Source organism: Legionella bononiensis, from assembly GCF_016786215.1.
In the GTDB taxonomy this organism is placed as follows: domain Bacteria; phylum Pseudomonadota; class Gammaproteobacteria; order Legionellales; family Legionellaceae; genus Legionella; species Legionella bononiensis.
The window spans coordinates 571555-586284 of sequence record NZ_JADOBG010000022.1 but is presented as its reverse complement, the minus strand read 5'-3'; the positions used below and the strand labels follow the sequence as shown (position 1 = coordinate 586284).

The window sequence follows — 14730 nt, the reverse complement described above, 5'->3', positions numbered from 1 at the left end:
ATAATCCGCAAATTGATAAGGCGTTTGCTGAACAATCAATTTGAGGCAAACGCCATTTATTAGGCTTTAGTATACAATAATTTCAAAATTATTACACGCTATCTGCTGTCTCACGTCCTGGGTAGGCTTTTTTCCTATCGGTTGCTCCACCTAACCATTGTGGGCACACTTCCAGGATTTCTGCGATTTTATCAAGCTGTTCTCTATCTGGAAGTACATGACCAAATATCATTGAGTTTGCCAAATGACGGGTGACTCCAAATACTTTTGCAACTGCTTTGGTCTTTTCAGCTAATTCTTCTGGAAATCCCAGTGCAGCCAATTCGCGATTAAAGCGTTGTGAAAACACTTTACTGTTCATTTTCTCACTCCATGAAAAAATAGTTAATCCAGCACTGCCTTGTCGACTGGCTGACCCAACATCAATACCTCGTCAATCCATGAACCAGGTAAGAGTGTTATAACTTATTTTTTTTCAATAGCAAAGACTTTTTATTATTAAAATCAATTATATTTCATCAAGTTATCGTGAACATATCAAGATGACCAAGTAATGAGCGCCTAGAAAAATGAGGATACATACCTGTCAATTTGTATTGTTTTGAGGATGATTTAATAGTAGTTTTAATTACAGTGATACCTAATTAATAGGGATGTTATGAATGTATTAAAAATAGATTTTGAACATTCTGATGCCAAAGGCCAATTTGCTTCTTCATTGCACCATACCGGGTTTGCTGTTCTGGAAAATCACCCAATTGACATCCAATTAATCAACGAAATCTATCAGGAATGGATGACGTTTTTTAACAGTGAGAACAAATATAAATATCAATTTGTTGTTGAAACCCAGGATGGATATTTCCCCGCCTCGATTTCTGAGAAAGCGAAAGGAGCTGAACTAAAGGATTTGAAAGAGTTTTATCAGTATTATCCATGGGGACAATATCCTCAGAATATGGGTAATAATACCCGAAAACTATACCAGCAGCTGACCCAATTGGCTTCCACTTTGTTAGCCTGGTTGGAAGAGGAACTACCTCCAGAGATCGCCAATACCTTATCCATGCCTTTATCTGCAATGATCGAACATTGTGAACAGACCATGCTCCGTATATTGCATTATCCTCCTTTATCGGGTAATGAACCTGTTGGTGCTGTACGTGCTGCGGCTCATGAAGATATTAACTTGATTACTTTGCTTGTTGGAGCAACCAGTTCAGGATTACAGGTAAAGGATAATCAAGGTAATTGGCACGAAGTGCCCTGTTCTAAAGAAAGCATCGTGGTTAATAATGGGGACATGCTGGATTTGGCTACCAATCATTATTATCGTTCAACCACACATAGAGTTGTGAATCCACATAACAGTAATGTGGCCAGATTATCTATGCCATTATTTTTACATCCAAATCCGGATGTCCTTTTATCGCCAGATAAAACCGCAAAACGCTACTTATATGAGCGATTAGTTGAATTAGGTTTGAAGTAATAGTGCACCACTGAATTGTGGTGCAGGGATACTGAACAATGAATCAGACCTTGGAACGTGCTGGCGGCACTATCATTAAGGTCAACGTTTTATATTGTTGTCGGTATTTATTACTAAAGGGCACTTCGACGCACTTAAAATCCTGAGCTAAATAGCGCTCTTTCAGTTGTGTATTTCTGGTTGGACTGCACCCTTCAATAACCATCATAAATCCTTGTTTTTTTAGTTCCCTTTGATCCAGCCATGGACTTAGTCGAAACGAATAAGCTTCAAGCAATTTTGGTCTGTTGGGCAGGTACGCAGCAAGGTAATAATCGTAATTCTCATCACCAGCTACATAGTTCAGCGGCTTGTTGGTAAATTGATTCCAATAGCTCTGGGCTTCCTGAGCCAGCATATAACTGGGATTATTGGTTCGAGCATATTTGAGTGAAAAATAGTTGGCGGCCATATAGATTCCCAGGCCGCCTGAATGAATTAATAACGCCATAAAAAGCAGCGGTTTTAAAAGTGCTGTTCTGCTCTTTAATTGAAAATAGGACATTAGTGCTGGCACGGTGAATGAAAAGAGTGGAAAGCCCCATTCAGGCTGAATTTTCAAGCCAAAAATAAGTGACAGTAGAATAACCAAACATAAAGGGGCTATTCCCAGATAGACTAGATAATTCCATTTAACTTTGTCTGTTTCACGAATTGCTGGATTAATCCGCCTGGTTTTAATCAACAGGATGAGTATTGCTATTGCAGGTGCTATGTGCCCCAGTTGCTCTCGTAATGCCTTAATGGGATAAGCCAGATGGGGATGTTGCGTATAATTGCCTGGATCCTCACTTACTTTGCCCTGAATAAACTCCAGGGTTAAAAAACCATGTTCTGCTACAGAAATCAGATGCGGCGTGAGTAGCAATAAAGTTAATCCCATAGCCATCAGCAATTTGAACAAAAATCTATACTCAAAATGCCATAGCAGGTAGACCAGTGCGAGAAAGATTATTAACAGGGACTCGTATTTAGCCAGTACTGCTCCTGCAGTTACTGTTGCTAACAAAATCCAGTCCTGTAAGCGGTTTGTATGGATACAGCGATCAAGAAAGTAACATATCATGATCCAAAAAGGGAGCATGATGGTGTTTTGATTAAATTGAAGGACGAAATTAGTCTGATAATAAAGACAAAAAGAAGAAACAACACATGCGACAAAGGCATCATGAGAACCCAGATAGCGTTTTGATAATAAATAAATAAAGAGCAAACTTGTTGATAAGCATAAGACACTTGCACAAAAAGTCGCCACTTCATTGTTGATGCATATCATACTCATGAAGCTAATGAGCCAGGTGCCAAGAGGTGGATGACGATTATAGCTCCATGCCCAAGTGTGTCCCCAACTAAGGTTTTGTGCGGAGTCAGGTAAGATGGATTGGTATCCAAAAGAGGGGATCAGGATATAAATTAATGAGAATCCCAGAAGAAATAAACTGAGTATATGGCTCGGATTAATTGCGTCTGTATCATGAAACAGGGATTCCTTTAACGCTGATAATGGACTAAACCAGTAATTATTACGCATTAGTACTATCCTGAGTGAGTCGAAAATGAACCAAGTTTATTCTATAGCCTTATTCTTTGGAAGCCTTCAACTGTTTTTACTGATCCAGAGCGAGCTTTAGAATCCCAATGGCCATTGCCATTAAATTAATTCTGCGTAGCCTGTATTAGCGAAGCGTAATACAGGATCTAAGTGGCTACAAACGCCATTAGTCCCCTGGATTACGCTTCGCTCCGTGGAATCCTGGCATATAGTTAATCATCCTACGGACCTTAGTTAATTCACTCTGAGTGAAAATACGTCATCTCGCGAAGGCGGGGATCCATTTAACAGACAAAATCAGGTGCTAATTTGATGAACGGATTCCCGCCTTCGCGGGAATGACGTGTTTTTTGCTCCCACAGGTCTGTAGTTAATCAGGTGAGTAATTATATGCCTGGATACCTCAGCGCTTCGGTACTATAGGCCATGAAAATAGCCAATCCACAATAACCCCTTACTTAATGGCAGTGCTCCCAATGGACGAGGTTTTTAGCTGAACTACTGTGGTGTCGTACCTGTCCTGATTGGCGAGTCATGGTCATTGTTTAGTCGAATATATATCTGTTATTAAACTGATTAAGGTCTTTTTCATTGGCATGTTCTGCAACTTGATTAATTGAGCTTAATAACGTTGTGGTTTTAAAAAAATGATGAGCAGAATAAATCAGTGTTCCTGCGCCGGATAATGAAGAACCAACTGCAACTGAAACGGCACTGGCACTGCCTGCGGCTAAACCGGTAAAAAACGCGCCGGGTCCTGACCATGCTCCTAAAGCAAAACCAATTCCGAAGCCGATCACTGCGGCAATAATCGTAACAGCTGCAGCGTAAACAAAAGTTAATAAAGTACTTTTAAGTTCGTAATGAGTCCCTTTAATTGCTCTATTACAGTTAGCGATGAATGTTTTAAAACAGGGGGCTTTATCATCAATGGTTGGATCTTCAAGTTTATCAAGCAGGCTATTTGTTTCAATACCCAGTGTTTTGATTGTTTCTGGGGATAACTCTTTGGCTTCATGATTTAATTTATCTAACGCACGATACAAATCAGAGTTTTCCATGCATCGATTTCGAGCATAAAGGATAGTCATTCTTTGTTCAGTATTTTTGATTAACTCTTGTGCGTTTTTTAACTCTTCTTCTTGCTTTTGTAACGCTATTTTAGGCGTTTCTAAAGTAATGAGGTTAAACAGTTCTAGTGTACCCTCTATCTCCCTTGCAGAGGTCGATACAGCTGATTTAAAGGGAATTTGTTTAAACTGTTGTTTTGCATTTTCAAGCGCATTGGGTAACGCTTCATCGCTTTTGGTTCCTACTAAAAGTAACAGTGCAGCAGGATTGGCTTCCCGGAACATAGCCAGGTCATCATTGAGTTCATCGATTATTTGTTGATCAACAGGTTTGGATAAATCAATACAAAAAAGACCAAAATCCGAGCCTGCGAGAAAAAATGGGGAGGTGTTTTTGAATTTCGGATTTCCTGATGTTTCCCATAAGTTAAGCTGAACTTTTTTAATTCCTTCAATATTAGGAATCTCAATTGTATTAAAATCTGGACCAATCGAACGACTGTATTTTTGATCTGGCTTATTGGTATATTGAGGATTAGTCAGTTTTTTACATAATTCTGTTTTACCTACGCCTTCCGCGCCAAAAATAAATGCTTTTAGGAACATTGTATTCATCTCAAGTTCAAATTTTGAGTCATTGTACATCAACATGGTGATATTACAATCACTCGATGATTCAGACGTGTTACGGTTATCGTCTTTTGTTAGATATCCCTCCCATTTATTTACAAAAAGGACATCTTGAACTAAAATGATCCAAATTGTTGTGAGTAGTATCTAAATAGGAATAATAACTCTATGAAATTTAAAGAATTTTCTGGTGAAGAATTAATGAAAAGAGTTAATGCTCTTCACGATAATGTAACATGCTCTCCTATGTTGGGTACTGTTTTTTATACAATTGAGTCCTCAAACAGCAAAATAATCGAATTAAAAAAACACTATAAACCGGAACTGGATAAACCGGGTATTTTTACTGATTACCATAAAAATCTAAGAATACAAAAAGAACTGATTGAATTAATGAACAAGAAATTGTGGGCGAATGGATTCTATGGTGAGCGCAACTGGAACCCACAAGGTGCATTAAAATTACACTTGAATCTTAATAAAATTGCTGAAATGGATGAAGCAATTATCCTGGGGTTAATCCATTTATTGATTCAAGAATCGGAGTCACCTGACAATAACCTAAGCTTTAGTTTTAAAATAATTGATCCTTCCAATCGTGCTCATGATCGTTTTTTTGATACCGATCAACTCACGCTTTATTTTGATAAATATTCTTCAGCTGCGGATATGATTCGCTTATCACAAAAAATAGAAGACTATTTACTATCTAACAGTGTTCCACCTAACACGATTAAACGTGGACCTAAAGACAGTTTTGGCTTTAATTCTTTTGTATCTGCGCGATTTGATACTAATAGACTATTGGGTCAATATGATGTGTATCCATTTTTTGATCTGGAGCTTGAGAAGTTTTTTAAGTCTCATTCAGTTGACGAGTTGAATATTCCTATATGTGCCTTCGAAGCGGTTTTTAATATGGTGCTGATTGCTGATATAGCTCGGAATATAAAAGTTAAAGGGTCTGGCTTGTCTAAAAAGGAAAGTGCTGCGGTACAAGCAGAATTTGAGACAATGCTACAGGATCCTAAAAAGTATATGTCACATAGTGAAATAAAGGTCAGGTTAATGGTACAACAAAAGTTGTCTCAAGCACCTGCTAAAGTTAGAAGTATTATTCATTCAGTACAACAATATGGCCTTAAATTTACTCAATGTACAACTTATGAAGAGATTAATCATTATTTAAAGCAAGAAGTACAGAATCTCGATCAACAGAATGCAGCTTTTAAAAATATAGAGAGTGACTTTGTTAAACTGGATCAAATAATAGTTAATGAGTTTAAACGTTTGGTAGAAGATAAATTAAGAAAATTAAACCAGGCAGCAGAAGTACAGCGGATCAGATTATCGCAAATCCATAACAACACGTTTCAGGAGCTTTTGCTTCAAATAAGCAATAAAAGTAACCTGCTTAGGGAAGAACTATGTCCTGAGAAAGCACTTATCGCTGAAAACCTTTATACCCAATTAAAAGCTGCATTTGATCTGTATCAATCTTCCTCAAAGACCGGGCAAGATTATCAGCAGTTCAAGGATGAATGTACAAAAGAGATTAATTCAGCCAAGCCCCATTTAGAAACGCATCGTGGATGGAAAGAAATTTTTGTCAATCTGGCAATAGGAATCGTAACTTTGGGGTTAGCATTTGTTATTAATTACAGTTGTTCAAAAGGTAATGCTTTTTTCTTTAAGGTAAATACAGATTCAGCCAATAAGCTAAATGATCTGTCGCACATAATTGATGAAATGAATATGTCCCCATCTGCTGCATAAACCAGACTGAATGATCTCTTTAGTCAATCCAGCAGTGTGCCTTGTCCGATAGAAGCATTCAGATAGGGCGACTCGATGAGTTATTACAGACGTCAGGAGCTACCCGGGTACACACAAAGCTGGTACCCGGGATTCAGGATTAATCTTTATTTGAATCGGATTTGTTCTTGGCAAAATAATTCAAGTCCAATTCTCGAGCCGCTTTCACATCATCAAGCCGTTTCACGGGTAAGGTATGAGGCGCATCTTTGAGCAGATTGGGATTATTGGCCGCTTCTTCCCTGATGGCTTTCATTGCGTGAATGAAACCATCTAACTCTTCTTTACTCTCAGTTTCAGTTGGCTCGATTAGAAGACATTCTGGAACCAGCAGAGGAAAATAGGTGGTGGGGGCATGAAAACGGTAATCCAAGAGTCTTTTTGCCAAATCCATCGCAGAAATTCCGAAGCTTTTTTTCTCCGGATTTAAGGTCAGAATAAATTCATGAGACGCTCTTCTACCTGGATAAGCAGGAGTAAAGCCTGCAGTTGTTAATTTTTTGAGTAAATAATTGGCATTAAGCGTGGCGTATTCAGAAACTCGCAATAAGCCTTCTTTTCCTAATACAACCATATAGAAGTAAGCTCGCAGGAGAATACTGGCATTGCCCATAAAGCAGGATAAACGACCAATGCTTTGTGGGAAATCCTGTCTTGTGGCCCATTGGTACTCTGTGCCTGTCTTTTTCACAACGGGAAGAGGCATAAATGGAACCAGTCTTTTGCTGACTGCGACTGGACCTGCTCCCGGGCCACCACCTCCATGAGGCGTTGCAAACGTTTTATGTAAATTAAGGTGCATGACATCAAAACCCATATCGCCAGGCCTTACTTTACCCAGAATGGCATTAAGGTTGGCACCATCGTAATACAGTAAACCACCTGCTTGATGCACAAGAGTAGCGATTTCCTTAATCTGACGCATAAATAATCCCAGAGTTGAGGGATTGGTTAGCATAATTCCTGCAGTTCTTGGACCTACTTTACTTTTCAGCTCGTCCAGATCGATATCACCGTCAGCGCCAGTAGTAATTTCTATCACTTTAAAACCGCACATGACCGCAGATGCTGGATTCGTTCCGTGCGCAGCATCTGGAATCAGCATTTCATCACGTGCTGTATCGCCTCGAGATTGATGGTATGCCTTGATCATGGCTACACCCGCAAATTCACCTTGCGAACCTGCCATTGGAGTCAGAGACACTCCCGCCATACCGGTAATTTCAGCAATATTATTCTGTAAGCGGTACAAGGACTCCAGGAAGCCTTGACTGTCTCGTTCCAGAGCTAATGGATGTCGGTTGGCAAAACCAGGAATAGAAGCCGCTTTATGAACGCCGCGAGGGTTGTATTTCATGGTACAGGAACCCAGCGGATAAAAATTGGTATCAATTGAAAAATTTTTATGAGACAGGCGTGTATAATGTCTCACTACCTGTAATTCAGAGCAAGCAGGCATTTTGGGTGGAGTTTTACGTTGAAACTCAGCCGGGATCGCATACGTGCTGTGTGCAATTTTAGGTGCCTGGGCGGTAGATTGTCGACCGTGTTTGGATAATTCAAAAATCATCATATTTTGCCTTCCGTTTTTTGAATAAGTTCTTTGAACTCGTCTCGATACATCATGGGAGTGAACTCAATAAATTGGTACTCAGCGATTTCAGCCAGAAAATAAGGATCTTTTTGAAATACTGACTCAAGGTATTCCCTATCATTGGTGTTGGCGATGATAATGCCCCCTGTTCTTGGCTTCATAGGGCCTGAAAACAGTAAAAGACCTTGTTTGTAATGGTAATCAAGAAATTCTCTATGTGCCCGCAGATATTTATCTACTTCACTAAGAGGAGTCAGATACGTTAATTGCACTAGAAACATCAGGCACCTCGTCTGGTCATAATGGTTTTTAATGCCCGGGCATAAGTCGCAATATCTTCCTGCGTACGCATTTCAGTGGCGCAAACCAGTAGAGTATTGTTTAATTGGGAATAATGAGTTCCGGGCGCATATCCTCCTGCAATACCCGCGTCAGCTAATTGTTTTAACACGTCTTCAACGGGCTGATTGAGTTTGAGCAACGCCTCATGGAAATAAGGAGCCTTAAAAACCTGTTCGACGCCATCAATTTGTGTCAGTGCCTCAACTAATTCATGTGTGTTCTGATGGCATTGACTGGCAACCTGTCTTAGTCCCTCAGCACCAAGTAAACTCATGTGAATCGTAGCAGCGGTTACTAGCAAGCCTTGATTCGTGCAAATATTTGAAGTGGCTTTGGCTCGGCGTATGTGTTGTTCACGTGCTTGTAAGGTTAGGCTAAAACCATCTTTACCCTCTTTATCAACCGTGCGACCAATTAATCGCCCAGGCATTTGCCGCACATGTGCCATTCGGGTACTTAAAAAACCAAAATATGGGCCGCCAGATGCCATAGGTGATCCTAATGGTTGTCCTTCGCCACAAACGATATCAACACCATGTGCTCCCCATTGACCAGGAGGGTTCAGCAAGGCCAGTGAAACGGGATTGACACAGGCTACGCTAATGGTTTTATTGTGATGGGCCCAGTCGGTGAGTTTGTCTACCTGCTCCAGACAACCAAAGAAATTAGGTTGAGCAATAACCAGAGCCGTAATGTCTTCGCCAGAGTATTGCTCCAGAGCTGACAAGGCAGTGATTCCCTGCTGCTCATCAAATGGCAGAGTCACAACTTCAATATGTTGATTGCGTACAACCGTTTCTATGGTTTCACGATAATAAGGATGTACAGTGCCTGCAATTAATACTCTATTTGTTTTGCTGTGCTTGTTGACCCTGACCGCCATAAGTACGGCTTCAGCCAGAGCAGTGGCGCCGTCATACATGGAGGCGTTAGACACTTCCATGCCGGTTAATTCGCAGATCATCGTTTGGTATTCATACAATAATTGCAAAGTTCCTTGACTGGCCTCAGCTTGATAAGGGGTGTATGCCGTTAAAAATTCACCACGAGAAGCAATATCCCACACCGCAGCAGGGATGTGATGCTCATAACATCCTGCGCCAATAAAACAGATACCATTTCGGTTTTTATTTGCTAAATGCTGAGCTTCTTTCAGCATATCCATTTCGTTGATGCCGGAAGGCATGTTTTGAAATCCGGCATATTGCAATGATGAAGGAATTTCATCAAATAAGGCCTGGATTTCGTTGACGCCAATTGACGCCAACATTTCTTTGGTATCTTCAGGAGTGTGTGGAATGTAAGGCATGATTAATTTTCCTCAGCTATCTCGTTTTGATATTGATCAGCGCTCAATAATTCATTAATTTCGTTTGGATTACTGGGTTTGAGCTTAACCAGCCATCCAGCGATATAAGGATCCGTGTTAACAATGGCTGGATTCTCAACCACCGCGTCATTGACTGCGGTTACAACACCACTGATTGGCGCATAAAAATCAGAAGCGGCTTTTACTGATTCAACAACACCTAACTCCTGTCCCGCAATGACTTCATCACCGATTTCAGGCATTTCAACAAACACCATATCTCCGAGTAATTCTTGAGCATGATCGGTAATTCCTACAGTAACTTCGTCTTGACCTGATTTTAACCATTCATGTGTTGCTGTGAATTTTAAATCATTCATTATTTTATCCTTATGTATAGAGCTTTTATTTAAATGGAATTGAGTTATATGGCCTTTCCTTGTTTAACAAAACGTGGTTTTCCTACTTTTGCAGGAACCAGTTTACCCCGTATGTCTACCATAACACTGTCGCCGGTTTCTACTGGAACACGTGCCAGAGCAATCGAGTGTTCCAATGTCGGAGAATAAGTGCCACTGGTAATTACCCCATCAGTACAGCCTTCAATAATCACTTTTTGGCCATGACGCATAATGCCTTTGTCCAATAAAGTGAGACCTACCATTTTTCGTTTAACACCTTGTTGTCTCTGGGAAAATAAGGCGCCCATACCAATAAAGCCGCGATCTTGTGGTTCCCATTTGACGGTCCAGGCAAGTCCTGATTCAAGAGGAGTCGTTGTCTCATCCATATCTTGACCATAAAGCATCATTCCGGCTTCCAGTCGCAGAGTATCTCTGGAGGCAAGGCCACAGGGTTTTACACCGGCTTTTATTAAATCTTCCCATAGTTGAATTATAAGCTCCTTGGGAACGATGATTTCAAATCCGTCTTCTCCTGTGTACCCTGTGCGTGCAAAAAACCAGTTATCTACATCCACACATTCAAAGTTCGTCAGGGTTGAAACCGCATCGATTTGAGCAGGGCTAAGAATAGTCAAGGTTTTAGCTATGGCATTAGGGCCTTGTACCGCAATCATGGCCAATTCGCGTCGTTCTTGTAAACCAACGGCAAATCCCTCACTTTTCTGTCGAATCCAGTTGATGTCATTTTGTCTTGTTGCGGAGTTGAGTACTACTCGATAATTGTCTGATGCGCGTTGATAAACGATTAAATCATCAATAATTCCGCCATGTTCATTGCACATACAGCTGTATAATGCTTTGCCATTATGCTGTAATTGATCGACATCGTTGGTCAGTAATTTGCGCAAAAATTGACGGCCACCAGCTCCAAGAATATCAACTATGGTCATATGCGAGACGTCAAAAATACCCGCATCGTTGCGGACAAAATGATGTTCGTTGAGTTGTGAACCGTAGTGCAGGGGCATTTCCCAACCATGAAAATCAACCATTTTTGCGCCACTTGCCAGGTGAGTGGCATGAAGAGGGGTTTTAGCAATCATTGCATATCCTTTATTTATCACCTTGATGCTTGTGATTATACTCGTTGCGATTAATTTTGCGAGATTTAGCTTTTGATTTTTCGCATAATTAGAAGAAATAGCTATATACTTTAAATTTAAGGGATTTTTATAATGAATTGGCTTCACTCTGGGAGATGGGTGCTGGATTTAGGTTGGTTGAGTTTTCTTTTATTACTTTTCAGGCATTTCTGGTGTAGCAGATTAGTTCTGGTAAAATCAAAATCCTGGTTAAAAGTTAAAGGCCACATTACCCGTTGTGACTGGACCAAGGTTGGTCATAGCCTTTGGCCTAAAATTGAATACATCTACCAGGTCCAAGATAAGGAATTGATTGGCGAGTATCTTTTTTTAGATACCTCACATAACAATCCACATTCCAAATATTCCCGTCTGATTGCCTATAAAGCCGCGGTGGCTTTTAAAGAAAACTCTGAAATTGATGTCTATTATAATCCTAATGATCCGGAACAGTCGGCTTTAGATGTTACTATTCCGGTCAAATTAAATTTTATCCTGATTTTTATCAGCTCCTTAATCATTTTTCATATTGGCTTCATTGTTTATCGGATTTTTGGGTAGAATTCTCGTTTTCCGGGATTTTGCATTCACATGGAGGTTCTGTAACCCTGGCTTGCAAACTGGTAACAGCAAAACCTCTTACTCCCTGCCCTGCGGGTGCCTGGATGAAACTTAATACGACTTTTAAATTTTGCTGCTGTTGATATTGTGGATTTTTATAAACGACTAGCACGGTCATGGTCGCCTGCCAGTGAGTAGGATCCAGGGTTGTCAATACAGGTGGTTGTGTTGCTACTGCTGTTACTTCATATGAATTTTTTTGCACCGCCTCCGGTAATTTGGATTCATTCAATGCTTTGGTATAGGCTATCCAGCCATCAGAAGTAAAATACTTGGCAATTTCCTTTTGTTGTTGCAGGTAGTTCTTATAATCAAAAGTATACGTTGCAATAATGGCTTCATTAGCCCAGACAGCCAATTGAGTTCTATCCGGTGCTGCGATTCCTGTATGTGCTGCCAAAAACAATACTATGCCTGCAGCAAGAGTGATCAGTTTATTCATAGCTGTATTCTCAATAGTGGTATAGCCTCATTGTAGTCCTATTTTAGAGGACTGACCTAAAAATTGTGATGAATCATAGTTCAATAAAAAGTGATTAAAAGTCTAATATAAAAAAAACCCCGGTTAAAGTACCGGGGAAAATTATGTGTCTGAATTGGATAAATACAGACACCACCCCGCATAAAGAGGGGAAAGCGGGGCAGAGTATTCGGGGGGGAATACTCATATACTTAGACACTGGGTTTGCAATAAAGTTCAATATTTGTTCAAAAAATATTTATTTATCCGAGCCGCGACCGTCAGGGAGCGGAACAATTTGAAGGTTTATAAGATACCGCTCCCTGATGGTCGCGGCTCGGATAAATTAAACCTATCTGAACAAAAATCGAGGTCATGCTGTTTAAATTTTAGCTGAACTTGTCCTTGTAAAGCGCATGACGTATATAGATTAAGGCCATTTTGTGGTATTTTATTTTGACTGGGACTTACGAAAAGCTTACTAATCCCTGTCTAAAATTAAGGTATATAATTCATGGTACGTAACAGTCGTTTTTATTTTGCTAATCCTGATACAGTTGGCCGATTTATTAATCGCTGGGATATGCTGTTACTGATTTTAATTTTTTCTGTTTTGTTTTTTTTAGGCTGGGCCGGATCACAAATGGCCACACCTTATCAATTGGGCGATCAGATCCCTATTTCTCTGGCTCCTTCCAATCTTCCTTTTTATGCCTTACGTACCGTACTACGCTTATTTATCGCGTTAATTTTTTCAATTATATTTACTTTTGTAGTCGGTGCTCTGGCTGCCAAAAATCGTCGGGCAGAGCAGGTAATTATTCCTGCCATTGATATATTACAATCCATTCCCGTACTCAGTTTTTTATCCATTACGGTTACTGGATTTATCCATCTGTTCCCCAATAGTTTGTTAGGCCCAGAATGTGCTTCCATTTTTGCAATCTTTTGTGCCCAGGTCTGGAATATGACTTTTGGTTTCTATCAATCATTAAAAACCTTGCCTCATGATTTAAAAGAAGTTTCCTCGATGTTCCGACTCTCGGCATGGCAGCGTTTCTGGAAAGTGGAGGTTCCATTCTCCATGTCCGGATTATTATGGAATATGATGATATCCATGTCAGCAAGCTGGTTCTTTGTGGTTCTATCCGAAGCCATTTCGGTTGCGCATCAAAACATCCGATTACCTGGAATTGGGTCGTATATCGCCTTGGCTATTGCACAGAAAGATTTACATGCAGTGGGTTATGCCATTTTGACGATGATGATTGTTATTTTCTTATACGATCAAATTTTATTCCGACCTTTAATTGCCTGGTCGGAAAAATTTAAAGTGGAACAATCACCAGATGAATCCGAGTATCAATCCTGGCTGATTGACTTGATACGCGGAAGTCGATTGATGAAACGATTTACCAAAGGTATTGGAGTATTGGTTGATGGTTTTGTGAATGCCCGATGGTTACGAATCAGTGAGCCTAAAGCAGTTAAGGAAATTGATTTTAAACGACAGAAACGTCTGGATAGGCTATGGGGAGCCTTGGTGCTGTTATCTATAGTGAGTGGTGGCTGGTTATTATTGAGATTTATTCTTGCTGAGCTGAAAGTCAGCGATATTTTGCATGTCTTTTTACTTGGAGCTGCTACAGGTACCAGGGTTATCGTATTAATTATACTCAGTTCATTAATTTGGATACCGGTTGGGGTATGGATAGGTTTAAGACCGAGAATTGCTCAGAAGATACAGCCTGTAATACAGTTTGTTGCTGCCTTCCCAGCCAATTTATTTTATCCCCTATTTGTCATAGCGATAGTTGAGTTTCATTTAAGTGTAGAAATATGGGTCACTCCACTCATGATTCTGGGCACTCAGTGGTATATATTATTTAATGTGATTGCTGGAGCATCAAGTATTCCCAGAGACTTATATCTTGCTGCAGATAATTTTGGCCTGAAAGGATGGAACTGGTGGAAAAGATTGGCTTTACCCGGTATTTTTCCATTTTATATCACGGGTGCCATCACAGCTGCAGGCGGCGCCTGGAACGCCAGTATTGTGGCTGAATTGGTGAGTTGGGGGAATATTACTCTTAAAGCGACTGGACTGGGAGAATACATACAGGCCAGTACAACTGCGGGTGATTTTCCAAAAATTGCTCTAGGGACTGCAATGATGTGCGTTTATGTTTTGGCTTTTAATCACCTCATATGGCGTCCACTATATCGATTAGCTGAAGAGCGTTTTAATTTTAATTGAGGC

The 14730-nt window shown here is 40.2% G+C and carries 13 protein-coding genes; 4 read left to right on the top strand and 9 right to left on the bottom strand.

The features are described 5' to 3' along the window. Positions 1-91: 91 nt before the first annotated feature. On the bottom strand, positions 92-361 hold the full coding sequence (locus IZU94_RS16045; RefSeq protein WP_203112972.1) for a hypothetical protein: 270 nt from the start codon (positions 359-361) through the stop codon (positions 92-94). Between the two features lie 297 nt (positions 362-658). Here IZU94_RS16045 and IZU94_RS16040 point away from each other — a divergent pair, with 297 nt between their 5' ends. Beyond that, entirely contained in the window at positions 659-1492 is an 834-nt protein-coding gene (locus IZU94_RS16040) for an isopenicillin N synthase family dioxygenase (RefSeq protein WP_203112969.1), read from the top strand. A gap of 43 nt (positions 1493-1535) precedes the next feature. On the opposite strand, the gene IZU94_RS16035 is transcribed toward IZU94_RS16040, so the two are convergent. Further along, positions 1536-3062, bottom strand: coding sequence for a glycosyltransferase family 39 protein (locus tag IZU94_RS16035; RefSeq protein WP_203112966.1), 1527 nt, complete (start codon positions 3060-3062; stop codon positions 1536-1538). Between the two features lie 566 nt (positions 3063-3628). Then, on the bottom strand, positions 3629-4768 hold the full coding sequence (locus tag IZU94_RS16030) for a Rab family GTPase (protein ID WP_203112963.1): 1140 nt from the start codon (positions 4766-4768) through the stop codon (positions 3629-3631). Between the two features lie 183 nt (positions 4769-4951). On the opposite strand from IZU94_RS16030, the gene IZU94_RS16025 reads away from it, so the two are divergent. Then, on the top strand, positions 4952-6559 hold the full coding sequence (locus tag IZU94_RS16025; RefSeq protein WP_203112960.1) for a hypothetical protein: 1608 nt from the start codon (positions 4952-4954) through the stop codon (positions 6557-6559). Between the two features lie 139 nt (positions 6560-6698). Here IZU94_RS16025 and gcvPB read toward each other — a convergent pair whose 3' ends face one another. The 5 genes from gcvPB to gcvT are packed head-to-tail and all read right to left on the bottom strand — an operon-like array spanning position 6699 to position 11350. Then, positions 6699-8171, bottom strand: coding sequence for an aminomethyl-transferring glycine dehydrogenase subunit GcvPB (gcvPB, locus tag IZU94_RS16020; protein ID WP_203112957.1), 1473 nt, complete (start codon positions 8169-8171; stop codon positions 6699-6701). After that, complete coding sequence (locus IZU94_RS16015) at positions 8168-8473, bottom strand: YciI family protein (protein ID WP_203112954.1); 306 nt, start codon at positions 8471-8473, stop codon at positions 8168-8170. Before IZU94_RS16015 ends, gcvPB begins: the two co-directional genes overlap by 4 nt. Next, entirely contained in the window at positions 8473-9843 is a 1371-nt protein-coding gene (gene gcvPA / locus IZU94_RS16010) for an aminomethyl-transferring glycine dehydrogenase subunit GcvPA (RefSeq protein ID WP_203112950.1), read from the bottom strand. The genes IZU94_RS16015 and gcvPA overlap by 1 nt, the downstream gene beginning before the upstream one ends. A gap of 2 nt (positions 9844-9845) precedes the next feature. Continuing rightward, positions 9846-10223 carry a glycine cleavage system protein GcvH gene (gcvH, locus tag IZU94_RS16005; RefSeq protein WP_203112947.1) on the bottom strand — a complete coding sequence of 126 codons (378 nt, stop codon included), beginning with the start codon at positions 10221-10223 and terminating at the stop codon, positions 9846-9848. 44 nt (positions 10224-10267) lie between these two features. Then, complete coding sequence (gene gcvT, locus IZU94_RS16000) at positions 10268-11350, bottom strand: glycine cleavage system aminomethyltransferase GcvT (protein ID WP_203112945.1); 1083 nt, start codon at positions 11348-11350, stop codon at positions 10268-10270. Positions 11351-11482: 132 nt separating this feature from the next. Between gcvT and IZU94_RS15995 the strand changes: the two genes are divergently transcribed. Further along, positions 11483-11950, top strand: a complete 468-nt coding sequence (locus tag IZU94_RS15995; RefSeq protein WP_203112943.1) for a DUF3592 domain-containing protein — start codon at positions 11483-11485, stop codon at positions 11948-11950. Here the strand turns inward: IZU94_RS15995 and IZU94_RS15990 are convergent. Then, complete coding sequence (locus IZU94_RS15990) at positions 11925-12452, bottom strand: DotI/IcmL family type IV secretion protein (protein WP_203112941.1); 528 nt, start codon at positions 12450-12452, stop codon at positions 11925-11927. The two genes, IZU94_RS15995 and IZU94_RS15990, sit on opposite strands and share 26 nt — an antisense overlap. Before the next feature lie 532 nt (positions 12453-12984). Here IZU94_RS15990 and IZU94_RS15985 point away from each other — a divergent pair. Beyond that, the gene (locus IZU94_RS15985; RefSeq protein ID WP_203112939.1) at positions 12985-14727 is read left to right on the top strand and encodes an ABC transporter permease; all 1743 of its coding nucleotides are present in this window, start codon (positions 12985-12987) and stop codon (positions 14725-14727) included. Positions 14728-14730 lie beyond the last annotated feature (3 nt).

What these genes read in the sequence shown, in the direction of transcription:
- IZU94_RS16040 (WP_203112969.1), top strand. Translation starts at nt 659, where the DNA reads ATGAATGTATTAAAAATAGATTTTGAACATTCTGATGCCAAAGGCCAA.
- IZU94_RS16025 (WP_203112960.1), top strand. Translation starts at nt 4,952, where the DNA reads ATGAAATTTAAAGAATTTTCTGGTGAAGAATTAATGAAAAGAGTTAAT.
- IZU94_RS15985 (WP_203112939.1), top strand. Translation starts at nt 12,985, where the DNA reads ATGGTACGTAACAGTCGTTTTTATTTTGCTAATCCTGATACAGTTGGC.
- gcvPB (WP_203112957.1), bottom strand. Translation starts at nt 8,171, where the DNA reads ATGATGATTTTTGAATTATCCAAACACGGTCGACAATCTACCGCCCAG.
- IZU94_RS16035 (WP_203112966.1), bottom strand. Translation starts at nt 3,062, where the DNA reads ATGCGTAATAATTACTGGTTTAGTCCATTATCAGCGTTAAAGGAATCC.
- gcvT (WP_203112945.1), bottom strand. Translation starts at nt 11,350, where the DNA reads ATGATTGCTAAAACCCCTCTTCATGCCACTCACCTGGCAAGTGGCGCA.
- gcvPA (WP_203112950.1), bottom strand. Translation starts at nt 9,843, where the DNA reads ATGCCTTACATTCCACACACTCCTGAAGATACCAAAGAAATGTTGGCG.
- IZU94_RS16030 (WP_203112963.1), bottom strand. Translation starts at nt 4,768, where the DNA reads ATGAATACAATGTTCCTAAAAGCATTTATTTTTGGCGCGGAAGGCGTA.
- IZU94_RS16015 (WP_203112954.1), bottom strand. Translation starts at nt 8,473, where the DNA reads ATGTTTCTAGTGCAATTAACGTATCTGACTCCTCTTAGTGAAGTAGAT.
- IZU94_RS16045 (WP_203112972.1), bottom strand. Translation starts at nt 361, where the DNA reads ATGAACAGTAAAGTGTTTTCACAACGCTTTAATCGCGAATTGGCTGCA.
- gcvH (WP_203112947.1), bottom strand. Translation starts at nt 10,223, where the DNA reads ATGAATGATTTAAAATTCACAGCAACACATGAATGGTTAAAATCAGGT.
- IZU94_RS15990 (WP_203112941.1), bottom strand. Translation starts at nt 12,452, where the DNA reads ATGAATAAACTGATCACTCTTGCTGCAGGCATAGTATTGTTTTTGGCA.
- IZU94_RS15995 (WP_203112943.1), top strand. Translation starts at nt 11,483, where the DNA reads ATGAATTGGCTTCACTCTGGGAGATGGGTGCTGGATTTAGGTTGGTTG.